We start from the raw sequence: 16,972 nt of genomic DNA on the forward strand, positions 1-16,972 counted from the left end.
ATCTTTGCAATGATTTAATTTCATCTTTCATTAAATTTATAAGTCATTTTTAATCTCCATTATGAAGTTATTGCTGTTGAACCAACTGTACCAGAGCTTAACCATTGTGTACCATCCCAAACAATACCGATAATTCCACTTGCAGTAGGCAATAGATAATTTACAACATCTCCTTTATGGGGTAGATAAAAAGTTGATAAATTTGCCACTTTATTATAATCAGTGGAGGGATTTCCCACAATCCAACCATTGTTTTTAATATTGATTGGTCCTTTACATGCACCCCAACTTACCATTGGTGCAGTAGTAGAGTCAGAACGATTATTATTAATATCGCATATTTCTAATAATGCCGAAATTAAACGAAGACCAAATGTAGTTGCATTATTGTTAATAACATTATGTGTAATGCTACCAAACCGACTTGGATTATTAAAGCATGCTATAAAATTATAATGAGCAGTTAAACCTCCGGCAGCAATATCTTGATTTCTATAGACAACATTATATGATATTTCAAAATTTTGTAAAGAATTCATATAAATAGGATGACCCCCTCCCACCATAAATGAATCCGGTAGTGCTGCCCATGTATTCCCATTTAATTGCGCATGAAGTTGGCCGCCTAAAGTGACTGACCCAACATTGTGAAATACATTAGAATTAAATGTTATGCTTTTAATTTGACCATTGAAGTTAATTGTAAAGGGACCAGAATATTGATTATTATCAACGTTCCATAGGTTACCACCACTATCATTAGTGCCGAGTTGCATTGCTGTAGTGCCAAGATTTATGAACGTATTATTGGTCATTCTCAACACATCAGTATTAGTAATTCTTATATGTCCAGTAGTATTAACCATATCGGCATTAAATGTTATTGTATTACCAACAAATTCAGTCAAATAAATTGTATTTGTTGTTAATTGATCACACAGAGTTGCTTGATCAAACAGATTAAATCTACAATTGGTTATTCTATTATGTCCTTTAGAATTTACAATAGCATGGGCATGCCTACATGTAATTGTTGCTCCATCCATAATAAATATTGAATTTGGATAATTACCACTAAACGAACCATTAGCAACGGTAGAATCTTGAAAATAATATCCTCCTTGTGGATTTATTTTATAAGAACATTCAGCTTTATCAAAAATTCCACCTTGTACGAACATATTTGACGCATTTATTAATGGCAAATAACAATTAGTAGAAATACAATTCAACACTTTAACACTTGTAGTATTTTCACTTTTTATACCTAGAACGTATCCAGACACAGACACATTTTCAAATGTAACATATTGGGTTGTATCCGCATCTTTTAATAACACGCCAGAAGGATCAGTTACAGTAGTTATTCCAGGGGGTACTTTGGAATTATTACTTACTCCCATTGGATATTCTGCATAACATCCTATATATCCTACTAAAGTTCCATTAATAACAGCTCCTGTTTCAGGAGAAACAATAGAAGGATCACAGATATACACTTTCGTATTTATAAATTGTGAATTTTGTACTTTACCATTAGCACATCCCCACATGAAACAACCACTGCCAAATGAATCGGATTTTAATGTATTAGTAAGACGATTAATTAATTCATTAGCCGCAACATCTTTAACCAATACATTATAAACATAGGGGCCATTGCAATTTCGGAAACGCAAGGCATTTCCCCAACAATTTTGAAATGTACAATTACGTACAATAGGGTATGAACTACCCCATATATCTAACATAGTCGTGCCACAACTATAAGGGGTTGGGTGAGGCCCAACACCCATTGTTGCATAAGTATTACCGCCTTTATTAGCCTGATTTGAATAATCAAAGGTAAACCCTTCAATAATGAAGGAAGGGAAATAATCACCTCGTCCATAACCTGTAGGATCAGCACCAAAAAATAGTAAAGCGGTCTCACTTGAATAGTTAGTGGTTGTAATATCTATCGGTATTGGATCTACATTTTCCCAAATAATTTTACATCCATAACCTGTAATTATAAATGAAGGACCATTCATTGCTGTAGTAACATATCTCATTGTTCCTAAATTAACAGTCCCTTTCGGAAAAATAAGAGTTCCACCCTTTTTTATAATATAATCAAATGCGGCTTTTACATATATTCCCCTATCTACCCCATCACCGGTGACTCCAAACCATGTTGCATTTATTGCTGATTTTAGTGCCCTCCTCCAGATATAATCATCGTTTACCCTAAAAATAGTACCTCCGTCGTCATCCGATGTTGCGTCGGCCGTATAAATAAATTCTCCACCACCACATTCCAGTCCGGGAAAATAGGATGCAAGAGATATTCTGGTACCCGATGTCGATATTGTTACTCTTAAAGTTGCAACGCTGTCTACCTGGCCAATAAAAGATAACCCTGTAGTTGATGCTAAATTAAGTGCCAATGCTGCGGAGTCATTAACAACCCAGGCCCCGGAACGATAGATTTTATAAACGTTATCCGTTGTGCTGAAAAACTCATCTCCTTCGATTGCCGTTGCGGGGTCCGTTGCGCTTGGAGCCAAATTATGCACTATTCTGGCTTCATCTGCCGTAAATCGCTCCTCTACCGTGCCGGTGCTGGTATTGACTAACGTTCCCCCGCTAGATGATGACAGTTCCGTTGAAAACGCGCCAATAGCGGCTGTTAATTCTTCTTGAGTAACGAGATCACTGTATTCTTCAGATGTCGGGATCACACCGGTGACTGATATCGATGTTGGCATAACCTACCTCCAAATGGTACTGTCAATGAAGGCAAAGCCTCCCACTGGAAGACGCTTTGCTTTGTGGTCATATACGAACTACTGTATATAATTACAGGCTATGCCACCGGGTAGGATTTGTGAAGCAATAAAACTACATTTAAACGCAACGCATTGAGAAATAAAGAAATTTATCTATTTCGGCATGATGAGCTCCTTTCCCTTAGGTTCCATTTGCTGCGGACGTTTGGGCCCTATCCTGGCCTTTTTTTTAACCCTTTCGCTAAGACATACTCTGATTTTCTCCCACCTCAATCACTTTATCCTTCAATGAGAATATCGTTAGGTTTCCTAATGATTACTGAGTAAGGAAAAATCATGCCAGGTATTCCTTTGCTAGATATCAATAATCTGTCAGATGTAAGCGATGCCGCCACGGCGCGGGAGAATTTGGATGTGTATGACAAGGATGAAATTGACAATTCCTCTTGGAGCGGGCGGGCAAGCGGTTCGATAACGGACGATACGACAGAGCAGCTTGGACTAAAGCTTCCCGCCATAAGCAATTCGTTAAGTACTGATGTGGGAAGATTGCGGGATGCGCTAGGAGGTATTGATATATTTGCCACTTCAGTTATGAAATTAATGGACCTGTTTATTTATCCTGACGCTTATTATCAAACAGCGGATGGCAATGATTGGCAACCAGCACTGACAAGAGCGAATGCCTATGCTGTCGAGAATAACCGAGTGCTTATCCTCCAGAGAAAATATCAGGTTCTCAGCACGTGGAATCTGACTAGCGGTACAAATATATATGCTACTGATGGTGGCGGATTATTTACGCTTCCAGATACTCCTATAACGCTCCTGAAATCATCTAATACAACGAATATAACTATTACAGGTTTAGATGTAGATGGTGGTGTAAGCGCAGCCATTACGACAAAAAATTCTACACGCACTATAAGATTTATTAACGTTGAAGGGTTATACTTGAAAGAATGTCGTGCGGGAAACTCTGCTGATTGGTGTCTCTCTATTGAAACATGTATGACCGTAAGAATATACGATACCACAATTTATGGAGGCGGTAGAGGATTACCAGGGGGACGCGATGGAATTCATATTTTGGACGGAACAAATGTAGTCGTTGATCGTGCAGATATTGATTCCGGCGACGATTGTGTTGGTATCACCTCTGAATACCTTGGGACAAAAAACATAACAATTCGTCGTATCGTTGGTAAATCTGATTTTGCTTCTGTTGTCATTTATAATGAGGAAGCGCCTGGAGGAACGTATGCATCCATGCCTTGCAGCAATCTCGATATTAGCGACGTAAAGACTGCCAATGACACCATTGCTAGGGATGTTATCAGAGTCATTAAGTATGGTACAAACTCAGTTATTAATAATATTTTTATAAGTAAGGTGAGGGGTAATGCTTTTAGTCATGCATTATATGTTTCAGGCGTGACAAAACTAAGGCTTCATGATATTCAGGTCCATAGCACTCAAGCACATGGTATTTATATTTCTAATTGCCAAGATGTTGCAGGAGAGGCAGAGGGTTCATCTGATGTATCAAATGCAACCTACCAAGGAGTGAGCATATTTAATTGCAGCCGCATATATGCCAAATATATAAGCAGCAATTCGAATGGGTATGGTCTGCAATTGAATGGAGTAACAAGGTCTGTAATAAAACCGTTTTGTCTCAATTGCGGCGCTGGTTTGTTTTCCTCGAATACTGGCGGAGGTGCCAGGGTCGTAAACTGCACCGATCTGATCCTATCGGAAGGGATCCTCGATGGTGATGATGGAACTACCTATGCCGGACTTAATACAGATGGAGGGGGTAATTCAAACGTTATCAGGGGAGCAGGATTGATAGTTAAAGAAATTCCTTTACCCAATTTTGGCCTCGCTGATGGAGCACCCGCAGAAAATGGGTTAGATCTAAACAAATTATATAAAACTACGCTAGGTAGAATATTGGTAACACCAACCAATGCGCCAACTGAAAGCGGGACTTGGTTTCTTACCGCAATAGGATATTATGTGTCTAACAGCTACCGCACTAGGCAAATATTATACGGTTACGGAACATCTGGTAGTAATGGAGACTCTATTTATACCCGTGTCTATAATGGGACTACATGGAGTCTGTGGAAACAGTTCACATTATCCTAATCGCATATATCAGTGTACATGTGTTATTTCTCAAACTTGGGCCTAACCTGGCCTGAGTTATTTAACAGCTATAAAATGAAAAATTTATCGGATTCATCGTCTGCGAAATTTTAACTTCTGGTACTTTATGCGTAATCATGAATATCTCTTTTTAGGTTAATTTAAAATTAACGACAGGAGACTATTAATTTAACATTTTCGCGAGAACTGAACTAAAGGTCAGTTTACTGAAAATAATTGGGTAGAATCTACCCTTGAAGCAAAACCATTTTTCGGAAAATATAGCCAATATTAAAATGAGAATTTTAAAGCCATAATTATCTATTCAGTTTTAAAAGAGGGCGCCAAGATTGCAAAGACGGAAATTTGATTAAAATTTCATCATTTTTTTGCTACATCATACAAATCTCAGCTATCTTTAACGGGCCGGACCCAGTGCAGCAACGGCGGTCGAGTTTGGATAACAATGAGCCTGACCCTGTTGACAGAAGTTCGGCAATAAAGAACCCCTTTGTCCCTCCCAACTATAGCCACTGAGTCTGGATGACCTTTGTTACAGCCTGTATTCGCTTTCCGGTTACAAAGATAAAACGCCGATAAAGGCCGATTATCAACCGGTTATACATTCGCTTCTGACTAAAGGTTCTTGATATGACCAAGACTCTGATGATCGTCTTTATGAGCCAAACGCTTTTAGCTTGTAGCGCCGTGGGGCAATACCACGTTGACAAACAGGCCGAGGAAAAAGCAGATTTACACTTCATTGGCATCCCGCTTCTGGCCGGCGCGGTGGGTTCAAGTTTCCCGATAACGGAAAATTACAGTCTGACAGCGGGTCATGTCGCCAGGATAATGATGTTAGAGGTTAAAGCCTACAATCCTCTGTGCGACGTGGCGCTGATCTATCAGGACAATCATGGCAAGTCCATTCCCCAATTGGCTCCAGCCGCTGCGGGAGAGCATGTCAAAATGTATGGCTATAACGCGTATACCACCGAGCCCACTTCGTCCTCAGGCGCTATAGCCGCGTTTGGCTGGTGGGACAAGCCAAAACAGAGCTGCTACATTGCTCTCAGTAGCGCGGGCGGCATACAGGGTATGAGCGGTGGTCCGGTTTATGCGGATGATGGCAAGGTGGTGGGAATATTTACCGCAACGCATCCTCAAAGGAATCAAACCATATTTGTTCCTTATCAGGAGATTGCCCGCTGGGTCAGCTTGGAAACACGTAGCTGATGCAGATGACTCTCCAGGGTCTATTTGGGCCGACCATGACCCATTTTTTTTTAAGCCGGCTAAACATCCCTTATTGATTGTCAGGGAGCTGCCGTCTCAGGTCTGGCACCAATTCTGGATTAACGTCCATACCGCAGTCGCCGCCGGGGAGAGCGAACGATTGCGCCGGCGCGCCAGCTGCAGGCGCCGGTTCTCCAATGGCCACAGCTGACGCGTGGCCAGGCCGGACCCTTCAAGGGATGACAAAGCCAGTTGCGGGATGACCGAAACCCCGATACCTGACTGCAAAATACGAAATATTGTTGTTACATGTCCCAGTTCCTGAATGACTCGGGGAGTGACGCCATGACGAATCAACGCATTATCGATCAAGGGCCGGCTACCGGAGGCATAATCCAGTAACACCAGCTCCTGATTCTGCAAGTCACTCCAATTTACCTGTTTCTGACGCGCAATCTCGTGGGTCTCAGGCAGCACCAGACAAAAGGGTTCCTCCATGAATGTCTCGGTGTAAAGATCTGAGGGCACGGAAGGCTCGATAATCACACCAAAATCAACTTCGCCATTCACCACCATCTGTAAAGTCTGTTGCTGCACCTGATCATGTATTATCAAATTGATTTGTGGATAATTTTCCACAACCTGCGTAATGCAGTCAGGCATAATTCCTGCGGAGATAGTCGGGCTGGTGGCCACATGCACCAGTCCACGGTGCCGCTCGCTCCGGCGCTGGGCATTAGACAGCGTGTTGGCGAGTTCACCCATTAAATGGCGAAGCTCTTCCGCCAGATCGGCCCCCTCTTTCGTCAACAGAACCTCCCGGGTGGTCCGATCAAATAATCGGATCCCCAGCTCATTTTCCAGCTCACCGATACTATGGCTCATGGCTGATTGCGTCAAAGAAAGCATGTTGCCCGCACGGCTGAAGCCATGATGATCGGCAACCGCTAAAAAAATACGTAACTGCCTTAAAGATATGTTTGAGATATTCATGATTTAAAATCATCGATAGAGTAAAAAAAAACATTTCCCCATTCGGTTCCCGTGGGTCTTAATAAACACCAGAAACAGGATGAAGAGCCTTGGTGTTTCGATACTAATTAAATAATCATTAAAATTATTAGAAACACCTCTCAAATTTATTTAATAAAACGCAAAAGAAGAAAAAATGATGAATAAAACAGTGACAGGCGCCCATAGTAACAGATGGATTCCATTTTGTTATTAATACGCTACAGTTGAATAACATTCAAAACCGGAAATTTAAAATATCGCGGTTATATCAAACTATTCTGATTCACTATGTAAACGGGTCAATAAATATCGAGGAATTTGCAGAATCCTGTGTTTCATTCAGTAGAGCTGAGCACAGTTTCCGCTGGCGTGATACTGCATATTCAAGTTAATGAGTATAAGCGTTGAGTGCAACACACTGCGAATAAGCTGTCATTTCTTTCGTTGAATGTTTCCTTGCGTGTTTCACTTTAAACCTTACGTTTTAAAGCTTCCTAATTTAGGAGATACTGTTATGAGTGAGACTATAACTACGCAGAATCGTACAGACAAAGAAATATTAGGTTTCAGCCGATGGTGGCTTTTTGTATTGGCTTTCCTGGCAATGTCTGTTATTAGCCCTTATGAATATGCCTGGTCGGTTATTGCGCCGCATTTTGCAAAAATCTATGGCTGGCAGCCAACTAAACTTTCGTTGATGTTTACTACGTTTGTCATTTTCCAGGCATTCGGCACATTGCCTGGAGGGATTCTACGCGACAAGTTTGGACCAAAGATTGTTTCTGTCGTCGCCGGCATCGTTTCGGGGCTGGGCATTCTGATCTGTGCATATGGCCAAACTTTCTCTTATGGCATCATTCTCATTGTCTGGTGTATCGGTTGTTTCTTCTGCGGATTCGTCTACAACGCGGCGGTGACGACCTGCAATAAGTGGTTCCCTGACCATAGAAACATCACAATAGGCATCATATCCGCTGCTTTCTCCTGGGGTGCCATTCCTTTTATTTTTCCTATTCAAGCTATACCAGACAGTGCCCCGGACAGTACCTTTTTTAGCGTGATTTACGTTATGACTGCGATTATCGCTGGTGTCATTATCATTACCGGCCTTTTTATGAAGGATCCGCCGAAGGGTTGGAACCAATTTGCGCCGTCGATGACCGCCAAGAACAAAACGGCAAAACGACCTTGCGACAAGCAGTACAGTATGGGAGAAGCAATGCGCACATGGCAGTTCTGGATGTTGGTTGCCTCTTTCGTTTTAGCCTCATCGGCGGGTTTGACCTTTATTTCTAATAGCATCAAATTTGCAGCAGCGTTCCACTTCAGTGTGACTGCGGGAACGGTTGTAACCGTTGGGATTGCCATTACCAGCGGTCTAAGCCGAGTTATTGGCGGTTGGATTGCTGATAAAATTGGCGTCGACAAAACGATGACGGTTTTTTATATTCTTTGCGGCCTGTTTTCGCTGGTAGCGCTGTTCTTTGCTGAAGCAGGCAGCTCAACGGGCTTTATCAGCAGCTGTATTATATCCATCTTCTTCTGGGGGGCGCTGTACTCGCTATTTGCTTCCATCGTAGGTTATTACTATGGCGAAGTCGCTTCCGGATCCAATTATGGCATGTTGTATGCCACAGCCAAGGGGCTGGGCGGAATATATGGCGGTGTGCTATCCGCTTATTTAATTACCACCTACGGTCATCCTTTCACCATTATCGTCTCTTCAGTGATGGCTTTACTTTCTGGTTTCATTCTCATTCCGCTATGGAAACATCCTCCCGTCTGGAAGGAAGCGGATGGAATATTGATCTCAACGCATTTTACGCACAAAGCATAAACCACCTGGATTTATTACAGAGCCTAATAACATAGCAAATTAAAGAGAGTCACTATGTCTTCTATCAGCGAAATTGACACCGAAATTGATGCAGTATCTGAAACTCCTGTATTGATTGACGGATTCCATCTTTTCCTCGATGCGCTCAAACTGAACGACATCAATACCATCTTCGGCTTGCCTGGAATCCCTATTACCGATCTCCTGCGAATGGCCCAGGCTGAAGGCATGCGTGTTATATCATTCCGTCACGAGCAGCATGCCGGTAACGCAGCGGCGGCAGCGGGTTTCCTGACCGGTAAGCCAGGCATCTGCATGACTGTTTCCGCCCCTGGCTTTCTGAATGGCCTGACCGCCCTGGCCAATGCGACGACCAACTGTTTTCCCATGATTCTGATCAGCGGCTCAAGCGAGCGCGAGATAGTCGATCTGCAGCAAGGCGATTACGAAGAAATGGATCAACTCGCCATCGCCAAGCCGCTGTGTAAGGCCGCCTTTCGCGTGCTGCATGCGAAAGATATCGGCGTAGGTATTGCCCGGGCTATCCGTGCGGCCGTATCCGGCCGTCCCGGCGGGGTCTACCTGGATCTGCCGGCCAAGCTGTTCTCGCAAACCCTGCCGCTTGAGGCAGGCCGCGGATCGTTGATTAAGGTGGTAGACCCTGCGCCGAGACAGCTGCCCGCACCTGAGTCGGTTGCGCGCGCGCTTGATCTGCTCAGAAACGCCAAGAGACCGCTGATTCTGCTGGGCAAGGGAGCTGCCTACGCGCGCGCTGATGCCGATATCCGAGCGCTGGTGGAAAAAACCGGCATCCCCTACCTACCGATGTCCATGGCCAAGGGTCTGCTGCCGGATACCCACGAGCTGTCGGCCGCCGCGACGCGTTCCTATGTCTTGCAGGAAGCCGATGTGGTTCTGTTGGTGGGTGCCCGCCTGAATTGGCTGCTCTCCCACGGTAAAGGCAAAACGTGGGGACAGGAAAAAGGGCCGAAAAAATTCATACAGATCGATATAGCTCCCACCGAGATTGACAGCAATGTGGCCATCGACGCGCCGCTCATAGGCGACATCGGTTCTTGCGTGAGCGCCTTGTTGAACGGCATCGGCAGCGACTGGGCCAAACCATCCATTGAATGGACCGGCGCCATCGCAGACCGCAAGGCGAAAAACTTCGGCAAAATGGCCGCTACATTGGCTGCCCGTCCGTCGCCAATGAACTTCCAGAGCGCACTGAGCATAGTGAAAGAGGTAGTCAAGGACAATCCGGAAGCCATTGTCGTCAGCGAAGGGGCCAACACCCTCGATTTTGGCCGCAGCATCGTGGACATGTACCTGCCGCGCAAGCGTTTGGATGTGGGAACGTGGGGGATCATGGGCATAGGTATGGGCTTCGCCGTCGCGGGCGCCGTAGTGACAGGCAATCAGGTTATCGCTATTGAGGGCGATTCAGCCTTCGGCTTCAGCGGCATGGAGGTTGAAACCCTCTGCCGGTACAACTTGCCCGTGTGCATCGTCGTGTTCAACAACAACGGCATTTACAAAGGTACTGACAAGAATGGCTCTGGCGGGGCCGATATGGCGCCCACGGTATTCGTCAAGAACGCACGCTACGACATGATGATGCAGGCTTTTGGCGGCGTGGGCGTGCAGGTCGCCACCACCGATGAGTTGCATAACGCCATGAAAGAGGCAATCGCCTCCGGCAAGCCGACGCTGATTAATGCCGCTATCGACGAGACGGCCGGCACCGAAAGCGGCCGCATCACCAACCTGAACCCCGCTAAAGCGATCAGGAAATAAAGACTAAGGAGATTATATTATGAGTAATAATAAAAGCTTGCCTTTGGCCGGCGTTAAAATCATCGACTTCACCCATGTTCAAGCCGGCCCCGCGTGTACACAAATGCTGGCCTGGTTCGGCGCGGACGTGATCAAAATCGAACGTCCTGGCTCAGGTGATATAACCCGTAATCAATTGCGCGATATTCCCAATGCGGACGCGCTTTATTTCACCATGCTCAACAGCAACAAGCGTTCTCTGACGCTGGATACCAAGAAGCCCGAAGGCAAGGAAGTCCTGATTAAGCTAATCAAAGAGAGTGATGTGATGGTTGAGAACTTCGGTCCCGGCGCGCTGGATCGTATGGGTTTCACTTGGGAATACATTCAAGAACTGAACCCGCGCATGATTCTCGCCTCTGTTAAGGGTTTTAGCGAAGGTCATCATTACGAACACCTCAGGGCCTATGAGAATGTTGCACAATGTGCCGGAGGTGCCGCCTCCACCACCGGCTGGTGGAAGGGAGAAAATTCCGGTCCGACAATTTCGGCGGCGGCATTAGGCGACAGCAACACCGGCATGCACTTGGCCATCGGAATCCTTACCGCCTATATTGGCCGCCAGAAGACCGGCAAAGGGCAGAAAGTCGCCTGTGCCATGCAAGACGCCGTACTCAACCTCTGCCGTGTCAAGATGCGCGACCAGCTTCGTTTGGACAAAGTGGGCTACCTGGAAGAGTATCCGCAGTACCCCCATGAACCTTTCACGGACGTCGTACCGCGCGGCGGCAATGCCGGCGGCGGCGGCCAACCTGGCTGGATTCTCAAGTGCCTGGGCTGGGAGACCGATCCCAACGCTTACATCTACTTTACGGTACAAGACCTGGTATGGACCCCTATTTGCGACGCGATAGAGCGTCCGGAATGGAGGGAAGACCCCGCCTACACGACGCCGAAGGCGCGTCAGCCGCACATTATGGATATTTTTGCCGCCATTGAAAATTTCATTTTGACCGCGGGCAAGAACAAGTATCAAGCGGTGGATTATTTCGGTAAGTTCGGTATTCCTTGCGCGCCGGTGATGTCGATGAAGGAACTGCTGCACGATAAATCACTGCTTGCGAGCGGTTCCATCGTCGAGGTACCGCACAAAGTGCGCGGCAGCTATTGGACCGTCGGTTGCCCGATCAAATTCTCTGATCTCAAGCCTGAAGTGACCGCCTCGCCGCTGCTGGGTGAGCACACCGACGAAGTGCTGGCTGAACTGGGCTACTCGAAAGAGCAGATTGCGGTCATTCACACATCCAAAGCAGTATAAGCGCCATGGCACTCACTCTAGAGCAGTTCCTCACGGTGATTGGCGACGCGGTCGTTATTTCCGATGTTTCCGGAACCATCACCGCCTGGAACCCGGCCGCCGAACGTTTGTTCGGCTTCACCGCCGGCGAGGCGTTAGGCGCCTCGCTCGATATTATCATTCCCGAGCGGCAACGCCGGCGGCACTGGTCCGGCTACGACCAGACCATGCATACCGGCATCACGAAGTACGGCACATCACTGCTCCAAGTACCGGCCTTAACGCGTGATGGCAGCACTATTTCCATCGCGTTCACCGTGGCTTTGCTGCCTGTGGAGGACAGCAAGCCTGCGTTAATCGTCGCCGTCATCCGCGATGAGACCGCCCGCTTCAGTGAAGAACGCGCAGTGCGCAAGCGTCTGGCCGAGGCACAAGCCGAAGTGCAATCCAAGTCGCCTTCATAGAAGGCGGCTTTTTAAGCGGACCGGCGGTTTTGGCATGCTCTTAGGGTGAGCAAAACGGATGAATATACGGAACTAATTCGAGGGAAATTTTCATGAGCAAGGCATTGGACGGGATAAGAATTATAGATTTTACCCATGTGCAGTCCGGCCCGAGCTGTACCCAGTTGCTCGCCTGGATGGGCGCCGATGTGATCAAGATAGAGCGCGTCGGCGAGGGGGACGCGACACGCAAGCAATTGCGCGACATTCCCGATGCGGACAGTCTTTACTTTACGATGCTTAACCACAACAAACGTGCGATCACGCTCAACACCAAGACACCCGAGGGCCTGCAGGTGTTAGACAGCCTCGTCAAACGTTGTGATGTGCTGGTTGAGAACTTTGCCCCCGGCGCGCTGGACCGCATGGGTCTAACCTGGGAGCATATTCACGCCACCAATCCACGCATGATCCTCGCGTCGGTCAAGGGCTTCGGGCCGGGTCGCTATGAAGATTGCAAATCCTATGAGAACGTAGCGCAATGCGCGGGCGGCGCCGCGTCAACCACCGGCTTCGACGATGGACCGCCGGTGGTTACAGGTGCGCAGATCGGCGATTCCGGCTCGGGCCTGCATCTCGCCCTTGGCATCGTCTGTGCCCTTTACCAGCGTCACGCCACCGGGCGTGGACAAAAAGTGTCGGTGTCAATGCAAGACGCGGTGCTCAACTTATGCCGTGTCAAACTGCGTGACCAACAAAGGCTGGAACGTACCGGTGTGCTGGATGAATATCCACAATTCCCCGATGGCCACTTTGGCGAGGCGGTGCCCCGTGCCGGCAATGCCTCCGGCGGCGGCCAGCCGGGATCGATTCTCAAATGCAAGGGGTGGGAAACCGACCACAACGCCTATATCTACTTCATCACCCAAGCAGCGGTCTGGCCGGCGGTGTGCAAAGTGATCGGCGAAGAGGGCTGGGCTGAGGACGAAGGCTACAAAACGCCCGCCGCCCGCCTGCCAAAATTGAAATCGATCTTCGGGCGCATCGAGCAATGGACCATGACCAAGACAAAATTCGAGGCTATGGAAATTCTTAACCATTATGACATCCCCTGCAGCCCGGTTCTCTCAATGAAGGAGATTGCCGAGGATGACGCCCTGCGCGCCAATGGCACTATCGTCGAGGTCGATCATCCGGTGCGTGGCAGATACACGACGGTTGGCATGCCCATCAAGATGTCTGACAGCCCGGTGGACATCACCTCTTCGCCCTTGCGCGGCGAACATACGGTTCAGGTTTTGCGTGAGTTGGGCTATGGCGACGAGGCGGTGGCGGCCCTGCGCAACAAAAACGTGATTTGATAAGGTGTAGTGTTGATATCAGGGTTATCCACGCAGGCGTAGTCGCTTGTTGCTTAAGTAGATTACGCCGTTCCTTGAATGAATAATGTCCCTTCTTTCACTGATAGTTCCAACTGCCCTTTTATCTTTTGGCCATCTTTAGCCCGCAGACCGGCGGGCACCGCCATCGGCGCCGATGGAAGCCAGGACTTCACCGGCGATCCCGCCATGTCCATTACATTCCATGGACATTTGCTCTCAATGAGATACAATGAGTAAATTATTTTTTTTATTTCTTTGATATGAATAGATTATTTTATCGTTATGTATCCGTTGGGATAGTCAATACGTTAATACACTGGGCGGTTTTTGCGATAATCCGTCATGAGTTTACTAACAACCAAGCCATATGCAACGTCATCGGCTTCTCCTTCGCCGTGACGTTCTCATTTTTTGCCAACGCGAAATTCACATTCAAGCGCAAATCGACGATAAAACGTTACATTCTTTTTGTCGGCTTTTTGGGATTGATGAGTATTGTTTTCGGCCTGATCGCTGACACGTTCAATATCCAAGGGCTATATACGCTGATTTCGTTCTCAATATTCAGTTTGATTTGTGGTTTTTTATATTCAAATTATATCGTTTTCAAAGGAAGTAATGATTAGCTTGTTTTATCGGGGCATATTACCCCAGATAAAGCGATAATGTTGCCTAAAATTTCGGTTTGTTAAGGCATTTTTCTTTTGATATAATCGCCTAAAATATGAACACCGGATGACTGCGATGCTGCCAACCTTGAATTTTATCAACGAGTTACTTCGTCTCCTTCACCATCTATTTTAGCCCGTTTTTATAATGCAAATCTGCTTTACATTGATAGCACAGAAAAACGCTCGCAGAAACATGATAAAGAAAACCATACTCTATGGTGGGTCTGTATATCAAAAACTCGCCGAGATATAACGTTGACATTTCATTGTACATAATACCTTGATGTCAACAAAATAATCCAATGAATTTCCAGAATATAATAATTTTCTATTTTAATCCCTAGTCAGGTTATTCGTTTTAAGTAGCCCGCAATATCATTCATTTCCAAAATTCTTTTATTGATAATCAGCCTGGGTCATTGTCCTTTTCCCGTCCGTTCTGGAGCAATTGAAGACTATCAGCGCGTTCTCTTTCCACAGTTTAAGGGTATAAAGTACGCCGGAATCGATGATAATCTTGGCGGGGTAGTTGCCGATGGACGAGGTATAGGTTTCATTCCCTTGGTTGCGGCATTCGCTAAAATCCATAGCGGTGTCATCGATTGTTACCGCCGGACCGACCTTGGGAAGCTTTCCTTTTGAATACAAAGTAGTGAGATTTTCTTTCGTATAGGAAACGCTGGCGAAAGCAGGCACCGCCGTGACTATTAATAACAATGCAAGTATCAATGTCTTCATAAGGGGTTTCCGGGAAAATTTTTCACATCATAGCATCCCATGGCAAAACCGCCAGATAGCGCGTTTGAAGCATGGCGTATCGAACTCATTCATGGCCCAGGCGTAAACGCAGTTCTTGTCACTGTTGCCCGTTTTACTTCTACCGCATAGTGGCGCTGGGCATTAAAACAGTTCTGGTTTGGCCGCTATACCTTGAATGGCGATTTTCTCAGACCAGTGCTTCACAAAAATTTTGAATAGGTAACGATATGAGTCAACGTTTAGATTACTTCAAGCTGTCGGCCGGATTTGCCGGGAAATATCTCGACTTCAATGCGGCCCTGGCCGCCAAACCCGTCATTAAAGAATTCAGCCACCTGGTGACCATCCGGGCTTCGCAAATCAATGGCTGTGGGTTTTGCCTCGACATGCATGTCAAGGAAGCGAAAATTCATGGCGAGCGTGAACTGCGTTTATACCATATTGCCATTTGGCGTGAGTCAACGCTGTTTACGCCAAGGGAAAAGGCCGCATTAGAATGGACCGAGGCCTTGACCACCCTCTCAACGCACGGCGTCAGCGACGTCATCTATGAAGCGGTGCGCGCGCAGCTCTCCGAAGAAGAGGTGTCGGATCTCAGCTTTTTAATCGTTGCCATCAATGGTTGGAACCGGCTGAACGTGGCGTTCAGAACGGTCCCGGGCTCAGCGGACGCCGCCTTTGGATTGAGTAAGGCCGGGTTAAATTAACTTTGAATGGCACCAGTCTTCCTAAAGCCCGTGATACCCGCAAATACATGCCTGAATGAATAGAAACAGCAAAAAAAATTGTGATGCACATCACATAAACTTGATTTTATGTGACACAGATCATACTATTAATGCCGTAGACAACATTCATATTACATTGCCAAACGGGCTGGACAGATGAAATTACGTAACTTGTTGAAAAAAATGCTGGCTTCATATCTTAACACTGTAAAAGATGTGCCGCCTGGCGCGATGTTTTAAGACCACGCATATAAAAAAAAGCTGCTACGGCAGCTTTTTTTTATGCTTCTACCCGGTTGATGCCGCTTTTTCCCGCCTACTTTCTCTTTACGGAAGTATTAAGCGTCTATCGGAGGGGAACCTGCTCCGGCCATCACGGCGTTACGCAATGGCTTGATTAAGGGATAAAACCCGTTTTACGAGCTCTCGGCGTTGGTTTCCTCACCATTCACTTCAACGAATTGCGAAACCGAAATCAAGCGGACAAAATGCGACAACAGCAAATCAACGTCCGTTTGCAGTATTTCTTCACTGGCGCTGGCAGCGGACAGTATGGCTTTTTCAATATTGGTCGCCATTACTGGAGAGCTTCCTTTACCCACGGTTAGCATTAACGCGGCTAAAAGAAGGGACTGAGCCTCTACTTGCGCTATCAAATCCTTGGTAGCGGCATCAACTTTCGCCAATTTTCTCAGGATATCAATGACAAGGTTTTGCATATTATATTTCTCGAAAAAAAAAAGGCGGTAACGACACTGTCACAACCCAAACATAGCCTGATCATGATACTCTTTTAATGATTAAGATCACATCCACGGACTGTAAGTATTCACATCAAAGCTCTCCCAATCACTAGATCCGTCCGGTTCCGCTCCCTTTCGCGAAGATGAAACTCTGCTGG

General features: G+C 46.4%; 14 protein-coding genes. 10 read left to right on the forward strand and 4 right to left on the reverse strand.

The window, feature by feature from the left end:
- Window positions 1-59: 59 nt before the first annotated feature.
- Complete coding sequence (locus ACL2XJ_RS27000; protein WP_413725145.1) at window positions 60-2,750, reverse strand: hypothetical protein; 2,691 nt, start codon at window positions 2,748-2,750, stop codon at window positions 60-62.
- A gap of 357 nt (window positions 2,751-3,107) precedes the next feature.
- Here ACL2XJ_RS27000 and ACL2XJ_RS27005 point away from each other — a divergent pair, with 357 nt between their 5' ends.
- Window positions 3,108-4,925 carry a glycosyl hydrolase family 28 protein gene (locus tag ACL2XJ_RS27005; RefSeq protein WP_413725147.1) on the forward strand — a complete coding sequence of 606 codons (1,818 nt, stop codon included), beginning with the start codon at window positions 3,108-3,110 and terminating at the stop codon, window positions 4,923-4,925.
- Between the two features lie 651 nt (window positions 4,926-5,576).
- A complete protein-coding gene (locus ACL2XJ_RS27010; protein WP_413725148.1) occupies window positions 5,577-6,161 on the forward strand; it encodes a S1 family peptidase in 585 nt (194 codons plus the stop codon).
- Between the two features lie 96 nt (window positions 6,162-6,257).
- On the opposite strand, the gene ACL2XJ_RS27015 is transcribed toward ACL2XJ_RS27010, so the two are convergent.
- Window positions 6,258-7,154: a LysR family transcriptional regulator gene (locus tag ACL2XJ_RS27015; protein WP_132927119.1), complete on the reverse strand. Its 897-nt coding sequence runs from the start codon at window positions 7,152-7,154 to the stop codon at window positions 6,258-6,260.
- A 535-nt stretch (window positions 7,155-7,689) separates the two neighbouring features.
- On the opposite strand from ACL2XJ_RS27015, the gene ACL2XJ_RS27020 reads away from it, so the two are divergent.
- The 6 genes from ACL2XJ_RS27020 to ACL2XJ_RS27045 all read left to right on the forward strand — a co-directional run bounded on the left by ACL2XJ_RS27020 (window position 7,690) and on the right by ACL2XJ_RS27045 (window position 14,539).
- Entirely contained in the window at window positions 7,690-9,012 is a 1,323-nt protein-coding gene (locus ACL2XJ_RS27020; RefSeq protein ID WP_132927117.1) for an OFA family MFS transporter, read from the forward strand.
- A gap of 54 nt (window positions 9,013-9,066) precedes the next feature.
- Window positions 9,067-10,812, forward strand: coding sequence for an oxalyl-CoA decarboxylase (gene oxc, locus ACL2XJ_RS27025; RefSeq protein WP_413725149.1), 1,746 nt, complete (start codon window positions 9,067-9,069; stop codon window positions 10,810-10,812).
- Between the two features lie 19 nt (window positions 10,813-10,831).
- A complete protein-coding gene (gene frc, locus ACL2XJ_RS27030) occupies window positions 10,832-12,109 on the forward strand; it encodes a formyl-CoA transferase (protein WP_413725150.1) in 1,278 nt (425 codons plus the stop codon).
- A gap of 5 nt (window positions 12,110-12,114) precedes the next feature.
- Window positions 12,115-12,552, forward strand: a complete 438-nt coding sequence (locus ACL2XJ_RS27035) for a PAS domain S-box protein (RefSeq protein ID WP_413725151.1) — start codon at window positions 12,115-12,117, stop codon at window positions 12,550-12,552.
- 92 nt (window positions 12,553-12,644) lie between these two features.
- The gene (frc, locus tag ACL2XJ_RS27040; RefSeq protein WP_413725152.1) at window positions 12,645-13,892 is read left to right on the forward strand and encodes a formyl-CoA transferase; all 1,248 of its coding nucleotides are present in this window, start codon (window positions 12,645-12,647) and stop codon (window positions 13,890-13,892) included.
- Between the two features lie 281 nt (window positions 13,893-14,173).
- Window positions 14,174-14,539 (forward strand): GtrA family protein, encoded by a 366-nt coding sequence (locus ACL2XJ_RS27045; protein WP_203523607.1) that lies wholly within the window; start codon window positions 14,174-14,176, stop codon window positions 14,537-14,539.
- Window positions 14,540-14,980: 441 nt separating this feature from the next.
- Here the strand turns inward: ACL2XJ_RS27045 and ACL2XJ_RS27050 are convergent, their stop codons facing one another.
- Window positions 14,981-15,322: a hypothetical protein gene (locus ACL2XJ_RS27050; RefSeq protein WP_413725153.1), complete on the reverse strand. Its 342-nt coding sequence runs from the start codon at window positions 15,320-15,322 to the stop codon at window positions 14,981-14,983.
- A gap of 248 nt (window positions 15,323-15,570) precedes the next feature.
- Between ACL2XJ_RS27050 and ACL2XJ_RS27055 the strand changes: the two genes are divergently transcribed.
- Both ACL2XJ_RS27055 and azuC read left to right on the forward strand, forming a co-directional pair.
- Window positions 15,571-16,050, forward strand: coding sequence for a carboxymuconolactone decarboxylase family protein (locus ACL2XJ_RS27055; protein ID WP_413725154.1), 480 nt, complete (start codon window positions 15,571-15,573; stop codon window positions 16,048-16,050).
- 177 nt (window positions 16,051-16,227) lie between these two features.
- Window positions 16,228-16,311 carry a stress response protein AzuC gene (azuC, locus tag ACL2XJ_RS27060; protein ID WP_132928064.1) on the forward strand — a complete coding sequence of 28 codons (84 nt, stop codon included), beginning with the start codon at window positions 16,228-16,230 and terminating at the stop codon, window positions 16,309-16,311.
- A gap of 176 nt (window positions 16,312-16,487) precedes the next feature.
- Here the strand turns inward: azuC and iraP are convergent, their stop codons facing one another.
- A complete protein-coding gene (gene iraP, locus ACL2XJ_RS27065; protein ID WP_413725155.1) occupies window positions 16,488-16,790 on the reverse strand; it encodes an anti-adapter protein IraP in 303 nt (100 codons plus the stop codon).
- Between the last annotated feature and the right edge of the window lie 182 nt (window positions 16,791-16,972).

The sequence above is a fragment of the Sodalis sp. RH16 genome (genome assembly GCF_047324245.1).
Classification (GTDB): domain Bacteria; phylum Pseudomonadota; class Gammaproteobacteria; order Enterobacterales; family Enterobacteriaceae; genus Acerihabitans; species Acerihabitans ligni.

Excerpts from the sequence above, each read along its gene's own strand:
- ACL2XJ_RS27000 (WP_413725145.1), bottom strand. The coding sequence starts at position 2,750 with ATGCCAACATCGATATCAGTCACCGGTGTGATCCCGACATCTGAAGAA.
- ACL2XJ_RS27005 (WP_413725147.1), top strand. The coding sequence starts at position 3,108 with ATGCCAGGTATTCCTTTGCTAGATATCAATAATCTGTCAGATGTAAGC.
- ACL2XJ_RS27010 (WP_413725148.1), top strand. The coding sequence starts at position 5,577 with ATGACCAAGACTCTGATGATCGTCTTTATGAGCCAAACGCTTTTAGCT.
- ACL2XJ_RS27015 (WP_132927119.1), bottom strand. The coding sequence starts at position 7,154 with ATGAATATCTCAAACATATCTTTAAGGCAGTTACGTATTTTTTTAGCG.
- ACL2XJ_RS27020 (WP_132927117.1), top strand. The coding sequence starts at position 7,690 with ATGAGTGAGACTATAACTACGCAGAATCGTACAGACAAAGAAATATTA.
- oxc (WP_413725149.1), top strand. The coding sequence starts at position 9,067 with ATGTCTTCTATCAGCGAAATTGACACCGAAATTGATGCAGTATCTGAA.
- frc (WP_413725150.1), top strand. The coding sequence starts at position 10,832 with ATGAGTAATAATAAAAGCTTGCCTTTGGCCGGCGTTAAAATCATCGAC.
- ACL2XJ_RS27035 (WP_413725151.1), top strand. The coding sequence starts at position 12,115 with ATGGCACTCACTCTAGAGCAGTTCCTCACGGTGATTGGCGACGCGGTC.
- frc (WP_413725152.1), top strand. The coding sequence starts at position 12,645 with ATGAGCAAGGCATTGGACGGGATAAGAATTATAGATTTTACCCATGTG.
- ACL2XJ_RS27045 (WP_203523607.1), top strand. The coding sequence starts at position 14,174 with ATGAATAGATTATTTTATCGTTATGTATCCGTTGGGATAGTCAATACG.
- ACL2XJ_RS27050 (WP_413725153.1), bottom strand. The coding sequence starts at position 15,322 with ATGAAGACATTGATACTTGCATTGTTATTAATAGTCACGGCGGTGCCT.
- ACL2XJ_RS27055 (WP_413725154.1), top strand. The coding sequence starts at position 15,571 with ATGAGTCAACGTTTAGATTACTTCAAGCTGTCGGCCGGATTTGCCGGG.
- azuC (WP_132928064.1), top strand. The coding sequence starts at position 16,228 with ATGAAATTACGTAACTTGTTGAAAAAAATGCTGGCTTCATATCTTAAC.
- iraP (WP_413725155.1), bottom strand. The coding sequence starts at position 16,790 with ATGCAAAACCTTGTCATTGATATCCTGAGAAAATTGGCGAAAGTTGAT.